This is a genomic window from Pantoea vagans, from assembly GCF_004792415.1.
Classification (GTDB): domain Bacteria; phylum Pseudomonadota; class Gammaproteobacteria; order Enterobacterales; family Enterobacteriaceae; genus Pantoea; species Pantoea vagans.
Map to the genome: position 1 here is coordinate 659,785 of NZ_CP038853.1, position 16,273 is coordinate 676,057.

Below are 16,273 nucleotides of genomic sequence, written 5' to 3' on the forward strand. Positions count from 1 at the left end.
TCGCACCCCATTTAACCCTTCTAATCAGACATTTACGATGAGTCAATCTAACTATAACGCGGATGCCATTGAGGTCCTGACTGGCCTTGAGCCTGTTCGCCGTCGTCCGGGCATGTACACCGATACGACGCGTCCCAACCATTTGGGTCAGGAAGTGATTGATAACAGCGTCGATGAGGCGCTGGGCGGCCATGCGAAGCGGGTTGAAGTGATTCTGCACGCTGATCAGTCGCTGGAAGTGATTGATGATGGTCGCGGCATGCCGGTAGACATCCACCCGGAAGAGGGCGTGCCCGCCGTCGAGCTGATCCTGTGTCGTCTGCATGCGGGCGGCAAGTTCTCCAACAAAAACTATCAGTTCTCGGGCGGCCTGCACGGCGTCGGCATTTCTGTGGTTAATGCCCTGTCAAAACGTGTCGAAGTTACGGTGCGCCGTAATGGCGAAATCTATGACATGGCGTTTGAAAATGGCGACAAAGTGCAGGATCTCACCGTCACCGGCACGGTGGCGAAACGCAACACCGGCACGCGCGTCCATTTCTGGCCTGATGAAAGCTTCTTCGACAGCCCGCGCTTCTCGGTATCGCGTCTTTCCCATTTGCTGAAAGCCAAAGCGGTGCTCTGCCCTGGCGTTGAGATTGTCTTCAAAGACAAGCTGAACAATACCGAGCAGCGCTGGTGCTACGAAGATGGCCTGACCGACTATCTGTGTGAAGCGGTGAATGGCCTGCCGACGCTGCCGGAAAAACCCTTTGTCGGCAGCTTTGCCGGTGATGTGGAAGCAGTGGACTGGGCGCTGTTGTGGCTGCCGGAAGGCGGCGAGCTGTTAACGGAAAGCTACGTTAACCTGATCCCGACCATGCAGGGCGGGACGCACGTCAACGGCCTGCGTCAGGGACTGCTGGATGCGATGCGTGAATTCTGCGAATACCGCAACATCCTGCCGCGTGGCGTGAAGCTCTCAGCGGAAGATATCTGGGATCGCTGCGCCTATGTGCTGTCGGTGAAGATGCAGGATCCGCAGTTCGCCGGACAGACCAAAGAGCGTCTCTCTTCCCGTCAGTGTGCTGCCTTTGTCTCTGGCGTCGTAAAAGATGCCTTCAGCCTGTGGCTGAACCAGAATATTCAGACGGCGGAAATGCTGGCTGAGCTGGCGATCTCCAGCGCCCAGCGGCGTATGCGGGCAGCCAAAAAAGTGGTGCGTAAAAAGCTCACCAGCGGACCGGCGCTGCCGGGCAAGCTGGCGGACTGCACCGCGCAGGATCTGAATAAAACAGAACTGTTCCTGGTCGAAGGAGACTCGGCAGGTGGCTCGGCCAAGCAGGCGCGCGATCGTGAATATCAGGCGATCATGCCGCTGAAAGGCAAGATCCTGAACACATGGGAAGTCTCTTCCGATGAGGTGCTGGCGTCGCAGGAAGTGCACGATATTTCCGTGGCGATCGGCATCGATCCTGACAGCGAAGATCTGTCGCAGTTGCGCTACGGCAAGATCTGCATTCTGGCGGATGCGGACTCCGATGGTCTGCACATTGCTACGCTGCTCTGTGCGCTGTTCGTGAAACATTTCCGCTCACTGGTCAGAAATGGTCACGTCTACGTTGCGATGCCGCCGCTCTACCGCATCGATCTCGGCAAAGAGGTCTATTACGCGCTGGATGAAGATGAGAAAGAGGGCGTGCTGGAGCAGCTGAAACGCAAAAAGGGTAAACCGAACGTTCAGCGCTTTAAAGGGCTGGGCGAAATGAACCCGCTGCAGCTGCGCGAAACGACGCTGGATCCGAATACCCGCCGACTGGTACAGCTGACGATCAGCGAAGAGGATGTGGATCAGACGCTGCGCATGATGGATATGCTGCTCGCGAAAAAACGTTCCGAAGACCGGCGTAACTGGTTGCAGGAAAAAGGCGATATGGCCGATATTGAAGTATAAAAACAGGACGCGAAAGCGTCCTGTTCTCTTTGTGCTTCAGCCCGCACATCCTAAGAGAACCCGGCAGATTCAGAGCAGAGACAGTAACCCTTGTGAAAATTACCCTGGAAGAGCTACGCGCCTGGGTGGCGGTGGTAGACAGCGGTTCCATTACGGCGGCGGCAACCCAGCTGGTGCAGACCAGTTCGGGCATCAGCCGGGCGCTGTCGCGGCTGGAGAGCAAGCTGCAGACCACGCTGTTGCATCGGACTACCCGACGGCTGGCGCTGACCGAAGAGGGACAGGTGTTTCTGGAGCATGCGCGCCAGATCCTGGCCTCGGTTGAGCAGGCGGAAGAGCAGATTGCGCTGAGGCGCGAGATGCCGTCAGGACGACTGCGGGTGAACGCTGCGACGCCCTTTATGCTGCATGTGATTGTGCCGCTGGTGGATGATTTTCGCGCCCGCTATCCGCTGATCCAGCTTGAACTGAATACCGACGATATCATGATCGATCTGCTCGAGCAGCAGACCGACATTGCCATTCGCATCGGGGAACTGCGCGACTCCACGCTACGCGCCCGGCTGCTTGGCAGTAGTGCAATCCGGCTGATGGCCAGTCCGGCCTATCTGGCGAAAGCGGGCACGCCACAGAGCGTTGCCGATCTTGCGCAGCATCAGACCATCGGCTTCAGTTATCCTGACACCCTCAACGTCTGGCCGATCTGGCAGCCTGATGGTGATTTTATGCGCGTCAAGCCAACACTCGCAGCCTCCAGCGGTGAAACCATCCGGCAGCTGGCGCTGGCGGGACAGGGGATTGCCCGCCTCTCAGACTTTGTCAGCCGGGAAGATTGCGCCGCTGGCCGGCTGGTGCCTGTCCTCCCCGCGGAAACCCGCGATTTGCGGTTGCCAGTGCATGCGGTTTATTACCGTAACACCACGCTCTCTTCGCGTATCGGCTGCTTTCTCGATTTTCTCCGCACCGAGATTGATCGGCGTCAGATGCTTTAAACCGGCCTGTCAGAAAGAAAAAATCGCTGTTGCAGAGCGTAGGTTTGAGGAGGGTGACAAAGTCTGGCCGGCTTTGCTTTCTGATTGTGCCCGCTCAGGGAATATGGACAGATCGGAAAGACGCTCAAGCCAGTCCCTGGTCGCTCTACCCGCGCGATTACGCACCTCATCCCTGAGGTGCGCCCTTGTCGGACCAACGCTTTGCGTTGTTCAAAAACGCTCCCGGCGTTTTTATCCAGGCGCGGGACGCTTTCCTCTTCTGCCCATATTCCCTTCGGGTTGAGCTAATGCGTTGCTGCCAGAGCCACTCAGCTTTGAGTTTGCCAGCAGCCTCCGGCACGAATACAGGAACATTAGCAATCAGCTTATTAGTCAGGCACTCGGTTCCAGCACCAGAATCTTCATATCCACCACATCATCTTTAATGATGGCGCGATGCGCATCCATGTGCGGCATCTGCTGATGCTGCTCCAGATGACGCAGCGTTTCCCACTGCTCCAGCATGAAAATAGAGTCTGGCGAGTTCTGCTTCCATGGCACCTGCGCCTGATGATCCAGCAGCGCGTCATACTGATGGCAGCCATCTTCTTCTAAGACCTGCGGGATCAGCTTTTTCACTGCATCCAGCACAGCCTGACGGCGACCGGGTTTAACACAAATTTCAGCTACGACTGTTAACATTCTCGAATTCCTCTTTCGTGAGAAAATAGGGGGTATCCCCTGACTATCTTACGCAAAAACGCGGCTAAGATGGGTCCGATAAGCGGCAATATCGCGTGGCACGTCCGGTGCTTTAATCACGTCATTGCAGATAAAGGTCGGCAGTGCTTCCATTCCCAGGAACTGGTTGGCTTTGTGGAAGTGCAGATAAAGACCATCGACGCCGACGCCTTCAAAGAACTGCTCCGGGTCGGTAAAGGCCTGCAGCGGCGCATTCCAGGTGAGCGACAGCATATATTTTTTGCCCTGCAGCAGACCGCCGGAACCATATTTTTTTGCTGCATCGGAACGGGTACGACCATCGCTGGCATAGAGCGAACCGTGGCCTTCAGTAAAGACTTCATCGATGTAACGCTTCACCGTCCAGGGCTCGCCCATCCACCAGCCCGGCATCTGATAAATCACCACATCGCTGTCGACATATTTCTGCACTTCATCGGCGATCACGTAATCGCTGTCAGCTACGGTGACTGACACCTCATGTCCCATGTCACGCAGCTGGCTGGCCGCAACATCGGTCAGGGTGTGGTTCAGTTCGCCTTTAGAGTGGGCAAAAGTTTTGCCGCCATCGATAATTAAAATCCTGCTCATGAATAGGTTGCCTCGTTTCCTGAATATGGTGCTCAGCTTACGCGCGCCGCAGCCGCAGAAAAATGCGATGTTGATCACAACACTTTTGCTGTAGCAGCAACAATACGCCGGTTTATGGCACCATCGGTAGGCAAACTCACCATAAAAAATCATAGAAAATAATCAGAATGAAAAAATTAATCCTCGCTTTGCTGCTGGCCAGCGGTGCTGTCCAGGCACAATCTCATCTCGACACCGTTCTCAGTTCTAAGACGCTCAAAGTCTGCACCACCGGCGATTACAAACCCTACAGCTATCTGCGACCCGATGGTCAGTATGAAGGGCTGGATATCAGCATGGCGAACGCGCTGGCTACCTCGCTCGGTGCGAAGGTGGAGTGGGTACAGACCAGCTGGAAAACCCTGATGCCTGACTTTCTGGCAAAGCAGTGTGATATCGCCGTTGGCGGCGTCTCCGTCACGCTGAAGCGCCAGCAGACCGCCTGGTTCGCGCAGCCGCTGGACGTGGATGGCAAAATCCCGCTGGTGCGCTGCAGCGATAAAGAGCGCTTCCAGACCATTGAACAGCTCAACCGGCCTGACGTGCGGCTGATCGAACCGGCTGGCGGCACCAACGAAGCCTTTGTGCACAGCCATCTGCCAGAAGCCTCGCTGACGCTGTTCCACGATAACGTCACCATCTTCCAGCAGCTGGTCGACAACAAGGCAGATGTGATGATCACCGATGCCTCTGAAGCGCGTTTTCAGCAGCAGCATTACCCGACGCTGTGCGCGATCAATCCTGATAAACCGCTGCAGTATGGCGAGAAGGCTTACATGATCCCGCGTGACGACATCAGCTGGAAGCTCTATGTCGATCAGTGGGTGCATCTCAGCACCGCCACCGGTGAATATCGTGATATTGCCCGTCAGTGGATAGGGGCAAAGCCCTGATTCACTTCCGCAGAGAGGTCAGGCACTTGCCGGTCTGAATCCGGCGTGCCTCCGGCACATGAAATTGCGCGGCGGGACGCCTCTTGTCCCGCGCTTCCCCTGTGACTAACACCAGGGAATAAGGTACTATCCTCGCCAAACCACCGCCGGGTGTCCCGCCGTTGTGGGCCACGATGTGAGGATGAGAAATTAATGAGTGAACTGACTCAGGATGGTGCAGAGCGTCTTGCCCTGCACACATTCACCGAGAATGCGTACTTAAACTATTCGATGTACGTCATCATGGACCGCGCACTGCCTTACATTGGCGACGGATTAAAGCCGGTTCAGCGACGTATCGTTTACGCCATGTCCGAGCTGGGCCTGAGCGCCAGCGCAAAATTCAAAAAATCGGCACGTACCGTGGGTGACGTGCTGGGTAAATACCATCCGCACGGCGACAGCGCCTGCTATGAAGCGATGGTGCTGATGGCGCAGCCGTTCTCCTACCGTTATCCGCTGGTCGACGGCCAGGGTAACTGGGGCGCGCCGGATGATCCCAAGTCGTTCGCGGCGATGCGTTACACCGAATCCCGTCTGTCAAAATATGCCGAGCTGCTGCTGGGCGAGCTGGGTCAGGGCACGGTCGACTATCAGCCGAACTTTGATGGCACGCTGCAGGAGCCGAAGATGTTACCGGCGCGCCTGCCCAATATTCTGCTGAACGGCACCACCGGTATCGCCGTGGGCATGGCGACCGATATTCCGCCACACAACCTGCGCGAAGTAGCTCAGGCGGCGATCGCACTGATCGACGCGCCGAAAACCACGCTGGACCAGCTGCTGGATATTGTTCAGGGACCTGATTATCCGACCGAGGCGGAAATCATTACGCCGCGTGACGAAATCCGTAAAATTTATCAGACCGGGCGCGGCTCCATCCGCCAGCGTGCGGTATGGAAGAAAGAAGAGGGCGAGGTGGTTATCACCGCGCTGCCGCATCAGGTATCAGGCGCGCGCGTACTGGAGCAGATTGCTAACCAGATGCGCAATAAAAAGCTGCCGATGGTGGAGGATCTGCGTGATGAATCAGATCACGAGAACCCGACCCGTCTGGTGATCGTGCCGCGCTCTAACCGCGTCGATCTCGATCAGGTGATGAACCATCTGTTCGCCACCACCGATCTGGAGAAGAGTTACCGCGTTAACCTCAATATGATCGGTCTGGATAACCGCCCTGCGGTGAAAAACCTGCACGAGATCCTGACAGAATGGCTGGTGTTCCGCCGCGACACGGTCAAACGTCGTCTGAACTACCGACTGGATCGCGTGCTGCGCCGCCTGCATATTCTGGAAGGTTTGCTGGTCGCATTCCTGAACATTGATGAAGTGATCGAGATCATCCGTACTGAGGATGAGCCGAAGCCGGTCCTGATGTCGCGTTTTGGCATCAGTGAAACGCAGGCCGAATCGATCCTCGAACTGAAGTTGCGCCACCTGGCAAAACTGGAAGAGATGAAGATCCGTGGCGAGCAGGCGGATCTGGAAAAAGAGCGCGATCAGCTGCAGGCGACGCTGGCGTCTGAACGCAAGATGAACACCCTGCTGAAAAAAGAGTTACAGGCTGACAGCGCCAGCTACGGCGACGATCGTCGTTCGCCGCTGTGTGAGCGTGAAGAAGCCAAAGCCCTGAGCGAAACCGAGCTGGTGCCGTCTGAACCGGTCACCATTGTGCTGTCGCAGATGGGCTGGGTGCGCAGCGCCAAAGGCCACGATATCGATCCCGCCGGACTGAGCTATAAAGCGGGCGACAGCTATCTGGCTGCCGCACGCGGCAAGAGCAATCAGCCGGTGGCCTTTATCGACTCCACCGGCCGCAGCTATACGCTGGATCCGACATCGCTGCCTTCCGCGCGCGGACAGGGCGAGCCGCTGACCGGCAAGCTGACGCCACCGCCGGGTGCGGTGGTTGAACAGGTGCTGATGGAGCCGGATGACCAGCGTCTGCTGATGGCGTCTGATGCGGGCTACGGCTTTATCTGTACCTTCAGCGACCTGATATCGCGCAACCGCGCCGGTAAAGCGCTGCTGACGCTGCCGGACAATGCCCGCGTGATGACGCCAATGGCGGTGCATCATGAAGATGACATGCTGCTGGCGATTACCCAGGCGGGACGCATGCTGATGTTCCCGGTTGGCGAACTGCCGCAGATGTCGAAAGGCAAGGGCAACAAAATCATCTCCATTCCGTCAGCAGAAGCCGCTGCGGGTCAGGACAAACTGGCCTGGCTGATGATCCTGCCGCCGGGCAGCGCGATCACACTGCACGTGGGCAAGCGTAAAATGCTGCTGCGCAGTGAAGAGCTGCAGAAATTCCGCGCCGATCGCGGACGTCGCGGCACGCTGTTACCGCGCGGCCTGCAAAAAATTGATCGTGTTGAACTGGATACGCCTGCGCGTCCGGCGAGCCCGGATAGCGAAGCGTAAACTACCCGGCTGACCCTGCGTCAGCCGTGGCTCAATGAGGGAACTATGTTACTGATTCTGCGTGCCATTATCGTCGTCATTTATTCGATCCTGATCTGTATCTTTGGCTGTATCTGGTGTCTTTTTTCACCACGCGATCCGCGCCACGTCGCCACTTTTGGCCATCTGTTCGGCAAATTGTCGACGGTATTTGGTCTTAAAGTTGATCTGCGCAGACCGGAAGGCGCGGAGAATTATGGCAATGCGATCTATATCGCCAACCATCAGAACAACTACGACATGGTCACCGCGGCCAAAATGGTGCAGCCCTATACGGTCACCGTGGGCAAGAAGAGCCTGCTGTGGGTGCCGTTTTTTGGCCTGCTCTACTGGCTGACCGGCAACCTGCTGATTGACCGCGATGACCGGGCGAAAGCGCGCGGCACCATCGGTGAGCTGGTGGATCAGTTTAACCGCAAGCGCATCTCTATCTGGATGTTCCCGGAAGGAACGCGCAGCCGTGGCCGTGGCCTGCTGCCGTTTAAAACCGGTGCCTTCCACGCTGCCGTGGCGGCGGGCGTGCCGATCATTCCGATTGTGGTCTCCAATACCCATGGCAAGATCGATCTCAATCGCTGGAACAACGGTCTGGTCATTGTTGAGATGCTGCCGCCGGTTGATGTAAAAGCATTCGAGTCTTCGTCGGTGCGTAAGCTGGCGACTCACTGTCGCGAACTGATGGCGGCGAAGCTGGAAGAGCTCAATGCCGAAGTCGCAGAACGCGAAAAAAACGGAAAAATCTGACCGGCGATTCATTCGCCGAACTATCCTGCATGGATGCCGCGCGGCGAGCCTTTTCCGGCTCGTCGTGAACGCAGCACAGCAAAAACAGATCAATAAAAACAGGGCCGGCGCTTAGCGCCACGCGTAAAGGGTCAGAAGTTTTATGTCTTTCAGCAGACGTCAGTTCATCCAGCTTTCTGCCGGAGCGGCGCTTAGCGCCAGTTTACTCCCTCATGCGGCACATGCCGCTTCTTCAGCCAATGGCGATACGCCACTTCCGGTTCCGCCGTTGCTGGAATCCCGTCGCGGCCAGCCGCTGTTTCTGACGATGCAGCGCAGCCACTGGTCATTTAATGGCGACAATAACAAAGTGCCGGTGTGGGGCATTAATGGCCTCTACCTCGGCCCGACCGTCCGGGTTTACAGCGGTGACGACGTTAAGCTGATCTACAGCAACCGGCTGAATGAGTCCGTCTCCATGACCGTCAGCGGTTTGCAGCTGCCGGGTGCGTTAATGGGTGGCGCGCCACGTATGATGTCGGCCGGTGTCGACTGGGCGCCGGTGCTGCCGATTCGTCAGGCGGCCTCAACCTGCTGGTATCACGCCAATACCCCAAACCGCATGGCGCCGCATATCTATAACGGTCTGGCGGGCATGTGGCTGGTGGAAGATGACATCGGCAAACAGCTGCCGCTGCCGAAGCATTACGGCGTCGATGACTTCCCCATCATCATTCAGGACAAGCGGCTCGATAACTTTGCCACGCCGGTCTATGACCCGCCGCAGGATGGTGGTTTCCTGGGTGATACGCTGCTGGTGAATGGGGTACGCAATCCTTATGTTGAGGTGTCACGCGGCTGGGTGCGCCTGCGTCTGCTGAACGCCTCGAATGCGCGACGCTATGAGATGGTGCTCAGCGACAATCGTCCGTTTATGGTGATTGCCAGCGATCAGGGCTATCTGCCTGCGCCGGTGGCGGTGCAGCGTCTGTCACTGGCGCCGGGCGAACGTCGTGAAGTGCTGGTGGATATGTCGCAGGGTGACGAAGTGTCGATTACGGCGGGAACAGCGGCAGGCATTATGGATCGGCTGCGCGGTTTCTTTGAGCCATCTTCTATTCTGACCTCCACCCTGATCCTGACGCTGCGCCCAACCGGCTTACTGCCGCTGGTGACGGATAATCTGCCGATGCGGCTGCTGGCCGACCAGATTCTGGATGGCGTGGCGGTGCGCACCCGCGAATTCCGCATCGGTGACAGTATGCCGGGCATCAACGGCGCGCTCTGGGATATGAACCGCATTGACACCACTGCGCAGCAGGGCACCTTTGAGCGCTGGATCCTGCACGCCGATCGGCCGCAGTCGCTGCATATTCAGGGCGTGATGTTCCTGATTAAAAGTGTGAATGGCGCTCAGCCGATGGGCGAAGATCGTGGCTGGAAAGATACGGTGTGGGTTGATGGCAGCGTGGAACTGATGGTTACCTTCCCGCAGAGTTCGTCCGATCACTTTCCGTTCGTCTATTACAGTCAGACGCTGGAACTGGCCGATCGCGGTACGGCCGGTCAGCTAGTGGTGCAGCCCACGGCATAACAACGTGGTCAGGCGGGAAGAACCCGCCTGACCACGTTAAGCCTTCTCTGTCCGTCAACAGCAGGGCAGAGTGGTTAAGGTCACCTTCACGTCAGTTAAAGGTTTCCGGGTCCGGTCCCAGACGATTGCCGCTGTCCAGTTTCGCAATATCACTCACTTCATGCTTATCCAGACGGAAGTCGAACACCTTGAAGTTCTCTTCGATACGCGCTGGCGTCACCGACTTCGGAATCACCACCAGACCGCTATCCAGATGCCAGCGGATCACAATCTGCGCCGGTGTCTTGCCATATTTCTTCGCCAGCGACTTGATGATCTCCTGATCGAAGACCCCTTTACCGCCCTGCGCCAGCGGACTCCAGGATTCGGTCTGGATCTGGTGCAGCGCGTTCCACGCATGCAGCGTGCGCTGTTGTAGCATCGGGTGCAGTTCAATCTGGTTCACGACCGGCGTCACACCGGTTTCATCCAGCAGACGCTTCAGGTGCGCTTCATGGAAGTTACAGACGCCGATGCTTTTGGTCAGCCCCTGCTGCTGCAGTTCGATCATCTTCTTCCAGGCATCAACGTAATGGTCTTTTTCCGGGCACGGCCAGTGCATCAGATAGAGATCGACCTGATCCAGTTTGAGTTTTTCCAGGCTGGTTTCCATCGCCTGCTGAACGTTCTGCTGATCGTCGTTCCACAGTTTGGTGGTCACGAAAATTTCTTCGCGCGGTACGTCGGTTTCCTGCAGAGCCTGGCCAATCGCCTCTTCATTCTTATAGGCGGCGGCGGTATCGATTGAGCGATAGCCGACCTCAAGCGCTTTCAGCACCGCATGACGCGCATCTTCGATGCTGGCCTGCCACACACCGAGTCCGAGTTGCGGCATCATATTGCCATCGCGCAGTTTGATAATGGGTTGGTCTGCCATAGTTGCTCCTTTCCGTTGCGGTTAACCCGTGAGAATTCACTGTGCTTAAGTCTAGCCAACAATTTTCAGCCTGCTCAGCGCCAGCAACAACAGCGGGTCTGCTCTTCTGCCCGATCCGGTAAATTTCTTGCCTGATTCTCCAGGCTGCTGGCGGTTCAGGCATTAGCACGGCACACTGGCTTTTTGCCCGAAAAGGAGTTGCTATGGCGCACGATGCACTGTGTCACCGGCTGGCACAGCAGGTAGTCACCTTAATGACCCATGGTCGCGACCGTCTTTGCCCGGTCGAAAATGTGTCGCTGATTTATGCCAGTCAATATCGTCCCCGTACGCCGATGATGTATCAGCCCGGCATTGTCATCCTGTTTCAGGGCAGCAAAACCGGCTATCTCGGCAGCACCGTGTTTCAGTATGACGCCAGCAAATACCTGATGCTGACCGTGCCGCTGCCGGTGGAGTGCGAAACCTGGGCCTCGCCGGAGATCCCGATTGCCGGGCTGTGTCTCAGGGTTGATACCGCCAGCCTGCAGGATCTGCTGATTGAAATTGGCGACGACGATCAGTTTCAGCCGCAGCCGCAGACTTCGGGTATTCACTCGGCCTGGCTGACGGAACCGATGCTGTGCGCCGCGGAGCGACTGCTGGATGTGATGACCCAGCCGCGCGATGCGCGCGTGCTGGGGCCGCATATCGTGCGGGAGATTATCTACTATGTGCTGACTGGCCCGATTGGCGGCGCGCTGCTTTCGCTGATGAGCCGACAGACGCAGTTCAGCCTCATCGCGCGCGCCCTGCGACGGATTGAGAATCACTATGCGGAAAACCTCAGCGTCGATGCGCTGGCCGCGGAAGTGAACATGAGCGTCTCAGCCTTTCACCATAACTTCAAAACGGTGACGCAGACCTCGCCGTTACAGTATCTCAAGCGCTATCGCCTGCATCAGGCGCGGCTGCTGATGCTGCACGATGGACTCAAGGCGAGTGCGGCGGCGGTGCGGGTGGGCTATGAAAGCCCTTCGCAATTTTCGCGGGAGTTTAAACGCTATTTCGGCGTGACGCCGGGGGAAGAGGTGAGTCGTGTCAGGCAGACGGTAGCGGATCCGTCCGTCTGAGGGGCGGCGGATCCGAAAGCCAGACGCGCGTCAGGCGCGTTTCTGGCGACGCTTTTTCCAGATCACCACAATGCTGCCGGACAGGCCGAGCACCAGCAGCACCATCGGCAGTATCATCAGAATCGCCATCACCTGATCTTCATGACGCTTGATAAACGGCACCTGGCTGATGCCATAGCCAAAGGCAACCACAATGCCGACCCACAGCACGCCGCTGAGCCAGTTAAACAGCTGAAAGCGGCCATTCTGCAGGCCTGCAATGCCCGCCATGGTCGGCAGGATAGTGCGGATAAAGGCAAGAAAACGGCCGACCAGCAGCGCCATCAGGCCGTGACGGTTAAACATATTCCAGGCGCGCTGGTGATACTGTGCCGGCAGATGCATCAGCCAGCTCTTCACAAGCCGGGTATTCCCCAGCCAGCGGCCCTGCAGATAGCTCAGCCAGCAGCCGAGGCTGGCGGCCGTCGTGAGGATCACCATCGTCGGCACAAAATCCATCACCCCTTTAGCCACCATCGCGCCTGCCAGCAGCAGCAGACTGTCGCCCGGCAGGAAAGAGGCGGGCAGCAGACCATTTTCCAGAAACAGCGTCAGAAACATCACGCCGTACACCACCCACACCACATCCGGATTTGCCAGCGCGGCAAAATCCTGATGCCAGAGCGCCTGGACAATCTCGTGTAAAACACCCATTAGCGATTCCATCACGTCACAAGGAACAATCCGTCTGCGTTCAGGCAGCACGGCAATCTCACCGGTAAGCTGAACGATGCGGGATAAATTTTAACAACAAATGAGCCGGGGCCCGGCAAACTCTCCGGGCCGCCGCTACGTGGTTTATCTTCTGTTTACTTTCTGTTTATCTGACTTAGCGCGTCAGGCGCGCAAAACCGGCCTCCAGGTCAGTCAGCAGATCATCAACGTGCTCCAGACCAATGTGCAGCCGCACCAGCGTGCCGGTGAAATCCACACCGCCCGCCGGACGAATCTCAGCCAGCTCTTCCGGCTGATTCGCCAGGATTAGCGATTCATAGCCGCCCCAGGAGTAAGCCATGCTGAAATGATGGAAGTGATCGAGATATTCCGCCAGTTGGGGCGCGTCTAATTTTTCCTGCAGGATGAACGAGAACAGGCCGCTGCTGCCGTTAAAATCGCGCTGCCAGAATGCATGACCTTTGCTTTGCGCCAGTGCCGGATGATTGACCCGTGCCACTTCCGGGCGCGCCGCCAGCCACTCAGCCACCTGAATCGCGCTCTCTTCATGCTGACGCAGACGGGTGCCCAGCGTGCGCAGACCGCGGCTCGCCATGTAGGCGGTATCGGCATCCACCATCTGGCCCATCAGATAAGAGTTCTCACGCAGCTGGTCGATACAGCATGCATTGGCGACTGCCGTGCCGATCATTGCATCGCTGTGACCAATCAGATATTTGGTACCAGCCTGAATCGAGATGTCGATGCCGTGCGCCAGCGCGTTAAACAGAATACCGGCCGCCCAGGTGTTGTCGATCATGATGATCGCCTCGGGCGCTTTAGCGCGTACCGCTGCCACAATCGCCGGAATATCCTGAACTTCCATCGTGATTGAAGCGGGCGACTCCAGGAAGACAACACGGGTGTTGGGTTGCACCAGCTCACCGATTTCACTGCCGATGCAGTGATCGAACCAGCCGGTGGAAACCTGCAGCTTAGCGAGAATTTTAGTACAGAAATCCTGCGTCGGTTCATAGACCGCACCGCTCATCAGTACGTGGTCGCCCGCCTCGACAAACGCCAGAATCGCGTTCGCCACGGCAGCCGCGCCGCAGGGGTAGAGCACACAGCCCGCACCGCCTTCCAGCTCGGTCATCGCATCCTGCAACGCGAAGTGCGTCAGGGTGCCACGACGGCCATAAAAGAGTTCGCCTTTTGCCCGACCGGCGGTGGCGCGTTTCTTCTCTGCAACCGTATCAAAAACCAGCGAAGAGGCGCGCTGAATGACGCTGTTCACCGAGCCCTGGGTATAACGCTTGCTGCGTCCTGCACTGACGAGCGTGGTATCAATTTTTCTGGTGGTCATGAGTCGCCTTTACCGCTTCAGACTAAGCCTTCACGTTATCACGAAACGGCCAGCAGGGTTGAGACTCAATGGTGATTATCAGAGTGCGTCGCAGGAAAAAAACCGGCCCGCGAGCGGGCCTGAAATTGATGACAAAGTGTGGCCCGGTTAGCTGTGAGACCGAGCCAGTACAGGAAACCCGGTCAGAACGGAAAGGCGCTTACGCCAATCCCTGGCTCGCTCGGCCCGCGCCGTCCATGGCGCGGGACGCTTTCCTCCTCTGACCGGGTTCCCTGCATGTTGAGCTAATCCATCGCTGCCAGTTGCACCCTGATTCGAGTTTGTCAGCAGTCTGGGACCCGCAAGCAAGCCGGTTTCCATTGCCTTACATCACGCCCATCAGGCGCGGTAACCAGAGTGAAATAGCGGGAATATAGGTAATCAGCATCAGCACCAGGAACAGCATGCCGTAGAACGGCAGCATCGCCCCGACGACCTGCTCAATCTTCTGCTTACTCACCGCGCTGGCCACAAACAGCACGGTGCCGACCGGCGGCGTAATCAGCCCGATGCCCAGGTTCGTCAGCATGATCATGCCAAAGTGAACCGGATCGACCCCCAGCGCGGTGGCTACCGGCAGCAGCACCGGCGTCAGGATCAGAATCAGCGGCGCCATATCCATCAGCGTGCCCACCACCAGCAGCAGGATGTTGATACACATCAGGATCACATATTTGTTATCGGAGAGGCTGGTGAACGCTTCGGTAATAATGGTTGGCAGCTGCATAAAGGTCATTACCGCGCCAAACCCGGCCGCGAAAGCGATCAGCACCATCACGATGGTGACGGTTTTAATGGTGCGGAACAGCAGGATATGCAGCTGACTCCATTTAAAGTCGCGATAGATAAACATGGTGACGAAGAACGCCCAGATACAGGCAATCGCAGCGGACTCCGAGGCGGTAAAGATGCCGGAGAGGATCCCCCCCATGATGATCACGACGGTAAACAGCCCCCAGAACGCGTCGAAGAAAATCTTCAGCGCCTGACGAAACGGAATACGCTCGCCTTTGGGGTAGCCGCGTTTACGGGCAAAGCCCAGACACATCACCATCAGGCAGGCCCCCAGCAGCAGGCCAGGAAAAATCCCGGCGACAAACAGCGAGGAGATAGTCACCATGCCGCCGGTCGCCAGCGAGTAAATCACCGAGTTGTGGCTGGGGGGCGTCAGCACCGCCTGAACGGAGCCGCTGGCGGTTACGGCAGCCGCAAAGTCACGCGGATAGCCTTTCTCCTCCATCTGCGGAATCATCACCGAACCAATCGAGGCGGTATCGGCTACCGACGACCCGGAGATAGCGCCAAAAAAGGTTGAAGCGACGATATTAACCAGCGACAGCCCGCCGCGAATAAAGCCGACAAAGATATAGGCGAAGTTGACCAGGCGACGGGCAATGCCGCCCTCCGCCATAATCGCGCCAGCGAGGATAAAGAACGGAATGGTCAGCAGTGAAAATTTGTTAATCCCGTTGGTGACCTGAATCACCACCGCTTCCAGCGGCAGATCGATCCACCAGGCGCCGATAAAGGCGCTCAGTCCCACCGCAAAGGCGACCGGAAAACCTACCATCAGCAACACCAGCAAACTGCCTATCAAGATCAATGCATCCATTTTTCTGCTCCGCGTTAGTGGGTGCCGCCCAGCGTGACAATCGGTCGCTGGCTCTGATCGCCGCTCAGCAGGCGCTCAATAACAAACAGCAGGGTGAAAATTGCGCCAATCGGGATCGGCAGATACATCTCGCCGTAGGTCACCGCCGGAAGTGAGGCGAGGGTCTGCACCCACATCGCTTCGCACAGGCTGTAACTGGCCTGGAAGATCACCAGACAGGTGACGACCATCAGCAGATCGCTGACGCGCAGCATCAGGCGCTGCCGGGCAGGCGACAGGCGGTCAGTGACCATCGACACGCAGATATGGGTTCCGGCGCGCAGACCCACCGGTGCGCCAATAAAGGTAAAAATAATCATGCAGATAATGGCAACCGGCTCCGGCCACGAGAGCGCGCCGTTCATCACGTAACGGGCGAAGATCCCAATCGGGATCACCGTCACCATGATCAACAGCGCCATGGCGGCCACCAGCATGCAGAGCAGATAAAGCCCATCCATCAGACGCGTATAAGCAGACATAATTGATACCTGATTAAATACGCC

At 57.4% G+C, this 16,273-nt stretch carries 14 protein-coding genes; 7 read left to right on the forward strand and 7 right to left on the reverse strand.

All coding sequences use genetic code 11. From position 1 onward, the window contains the following. Positions 1-37 precede the first annotated feature (37 nt). Together parE and EGO56_RS03250 are read left to right on the forward strand one after the other, a co-directional pair. Positions 38-1,933, forward strand: coding sequence for a DNA topoisomerase IV subunit B (parE, locus tag EGO56_RS03245; protein ID WP_033733909.1), 1,896 nt, complete (start codon positions 38-40; stop codon positions 1,931-1,933). Positions 1,934-2,025: 92 nt separating this feature from the next. Then, complete coding sequence (locus tag EGO56_RS03250; protein WP_135907675.1) at positions 2,026-2,925, forward strand: LysR substrate-binding domain-containing protein; 900 nt, start codon at positions 2,026-2,028, stop codon at positions 2,923-2,925. A gap of 372 nt (positions 2,926-3,297) precedes the next feature. Here the strand turns inward: EGO56_RS03250 and EGO56_RS03255 are convergent, their stop codons facing one another. Together EGO56_RS03255 and EGO56_RS03260 are read right to left on the reverse strand one after the other, a co-directional pair. Next, entirely contained in the window at positions 3,298-3,606 is a 309-nt protein-coding gene (locus EGO56_RS03255; protein ID WP_135907676.1) for a putative quinol monooxygenase, read from the reverse strand. Positions 3,607-3,654: 48 nt separating this feature from the next. Further along, a complete protein-coding gene (locus tag EGO56_RS03260; protein WP_135907677.1) occupies positions 3,655-4,236 on the reverse strand; it encodes an NAD(P)H-dependent oxidoreductase in 582 nt (193 codons plus the stop codon). Between the two features lie 167 nt (positions 4,237-4,403). On the opposite strand from EGO56_RS03260, the gene EGO56_RS03265 reads away from it, so the two are divergent. The 4 genes from EGO56_RS03265 to ftsP all read left to right on the forward strand — a co-directional run bounded on the left by EGO56_RS03265 (position 4,404) and on the right by ftsP (position 9,990). Further along, complete coding sequence (locus EGO56_RS03265; protein ID WP_135907678.1) at positions 4,404-5,168, forward strand: transporter substrate-binding domain-containing protein; 765 nt, start codon at positions 4,404-4,406, stop codon at positions 5,166-5,168. A gap of 192 nt (positions 5,169-5,360) precedes the next feature. Beyond that, the gene (gene parC / locus EGO56_RS03270) at positions 5,361-7,634 is read left to right on the forward strand and encodes a DNA topoisomerase IV subunit A (RefSeq protein ID WP_135907679.1); all 2,274 of its coding nucleotides are present in this window, start codon (positions 5,361-5,363) and stop codon (positions 7,632-7,634) included. 45 nt (positions 7,635-7,679) lie between these two features. Continuing rightward, a complete protein-coding gene (locus EGO56_RS03275; protein WP_033733902.1) occupies positions 7,680-8,417 on the forward strand; it encodes a 1-acylglycerol-3-phosphate O-acyltransferase in 738 nt (245 codons plus the stop codon). Between the two features lie 142 nt (positions 8,418-8,559). Beyond that, positions 8,560-9,990: a cell division protein FtsP gene (ftsP, locus tag EGO56_RS03280; RefSeq protein WP_135907680.1), complete on the forward strand. Its 1,431-nt coding sequence runs from the start codon at positions 8,560-8,562 to the stop codon at positions 9,988-9,990. Between the two features lie 91 nt (positions 9,991-10,081). Here the strand turns inward: ftsP and dkgA are convergent, their stop codons facing one another. Then, entirely contained in the window at positions 10,082-10,906 is an 825-nt protein-coding gene (dkgA, locus tag EGO56_RS03285; protein ID WP_013359044.1) for a 2,5-didehydrogluconate reductase DkgA, read from the reverse strand. A 203-nt stretch (positions 10,907-11,109) separates the two neighbouring features. On the opposite strand from dkgA, the gene EGO56_RS03290 reads away from it, so the two are divergent. Continuing rightward, complete coding sequence (locus EGO56_RS03290; protein ID WP_135907681.1) at positions 11,110-12,018, forward strand: AraC family transcriptional regulator; 909 nt, start codon at positions 11,110-11,112, stop codon at positions 12,016-12,018. A gap of 30 nt (positions 12,019-12,048) precedes the next feature. On the opposite strand, the gene EGO56_RS03295 is transcribed toward EGO56_RS03290, so the two are convergent. From EGO56_RS03295 to EGO56_RS03310, 4 genes are all read right to left on the reverse strand, one after another. Beyond that, positions 12,049-12,711: a DedA family protein gene (locus EGO56_RS03295; RefSeq protein ID WP_033733897.1), complete on the reverse strand. Its 663-nt coding sequence runs from the start codon at positions 12,709-12,711 to the stop codon at positions 12,049-12,051. A 175-nt stretch (positions 12,712-12,886) separates the two neighbouring features. Continuing rightward, the gene (gene metC, locus EGO56_RS03300) at positions 12,887-14,077 is read right to left on the reverse strand and encodes a cystathionine beta-lyase (protein WP_135907682.1); all 1,191 of its coding nucleotides are present in this window, start codon (positions 14,075-14,077) and stop codon (positions 12,887-12,889) included. Positions 14,078-14,441: 364 nt separating this feature from the next. Next, on the reverse strand, positions 14,442-15,728 hold the full coding sequence (locus EGO56_RS03305) for a TRAP transporter large permease (protein ID WP_061063367.1): 1,287 nt from the start codon (positions 15,726-15,728) through the stop codon (positions 14,442-14,444). Between the two features lie 14 nt (positions 15,729-15,742). Then, positions 15,743-16,249, reverse strand: a complete 507-nt coding sequence (locus EGO56_RS03310; RefSeq protein WP_135907683.1) for a TRAP transporter small permease — start codon at positions 16,247-16,249, stop codon at positions 15,743-15,745. Between the last annotated feature and the right edge of the window lie 24 nt (positions 16,250-16,273).

Coding starts and splice junctions, on each gene's coding strand:
- EGO56_RS03275 (WP_033733902.1), top strand. CDS start 7,680: ATGTTACTGATTCTGCGTGCCATTATCGTCGTCATTTATTCGATCCTG.
- EGO56_RS03310 (WP_135907683.1), bottom strand. CDS start 16,249: ATGTCTGCTTATACGCGTCTGATGGATGGGCTTTATCTGCTCTGCATG.
- parE (WP_033733909.1), top strand. CDS start 38: ATGAGTCAATCTAACTATAACGCGGATGCCATTGAGGTCCTGACTGGC.
- EGO56_RS03290 (WP_135907681.1), top strand. CDS start 11,110: ATGGCGCACGATGCACTGTGTCACCGGCTGGCACAGCAGGTAGTCACC.
- EGO56_RS03260 (WP_135907677.1), bottom strand. CDS start 4,236: ATGAGCAGGATTTTAATTATCGATGGCGGCAAAACTTTTGCCCACTCT.
- EGO56_RS03305 (WP_061063367.1), bottom strand. CDS start 15,728: ATGGATGCATTGATCTTGATAGGCAGTTTGCTGGTGTTGCTGATGGTA.
- metC (WP_135907682.1), bottom strand. CDS start 14,077: ATGACCACCAGAAAAATTGATACCACGCTCGTCAGTGCAGGACGCAGC.
- ftsP (WP_135907680.1), top strand. CDS start 8,560: ATGTCTTTCAGCAGACGTCAGTTCATCCAGCTTTCTGCCGGAGCGGCG.
- EGO56_RS03295 (WP_033733897.1), bottom strand. CDS start 12,711: ATGGGTGTTTTACACGAGATTGTCCAGGCGCTCTGGCATCAGGATTTT.
- dkgA (WP_013359044.1), bottom strand. CDS start 10,906: ATGGCAGACCAACCCATTATCAAACTGCGCGATGGCAATATGATGCCG.
- EGO56_RS03255 (WP_135907676.1), bottom strand. CDS start 3,606: ATGTTAACAGTCGTAGCTGAAATTTGTGTTAAACCCGGTCGCCGTCAG.
- EGO56_RS03265 (WP_135907678.1), top strand. CDS start 4,404: ATGAAAAAATTAATCCTCGCTTTGCTGCTGGCCAGCGGTGCTGTCCAG.
- parC (WP_135907679.1), top strand. CDS start 5,361: ATGAGTGAACTGACTCAGGATGGTGCAGAGCGTCTTGCCCTGCACACA.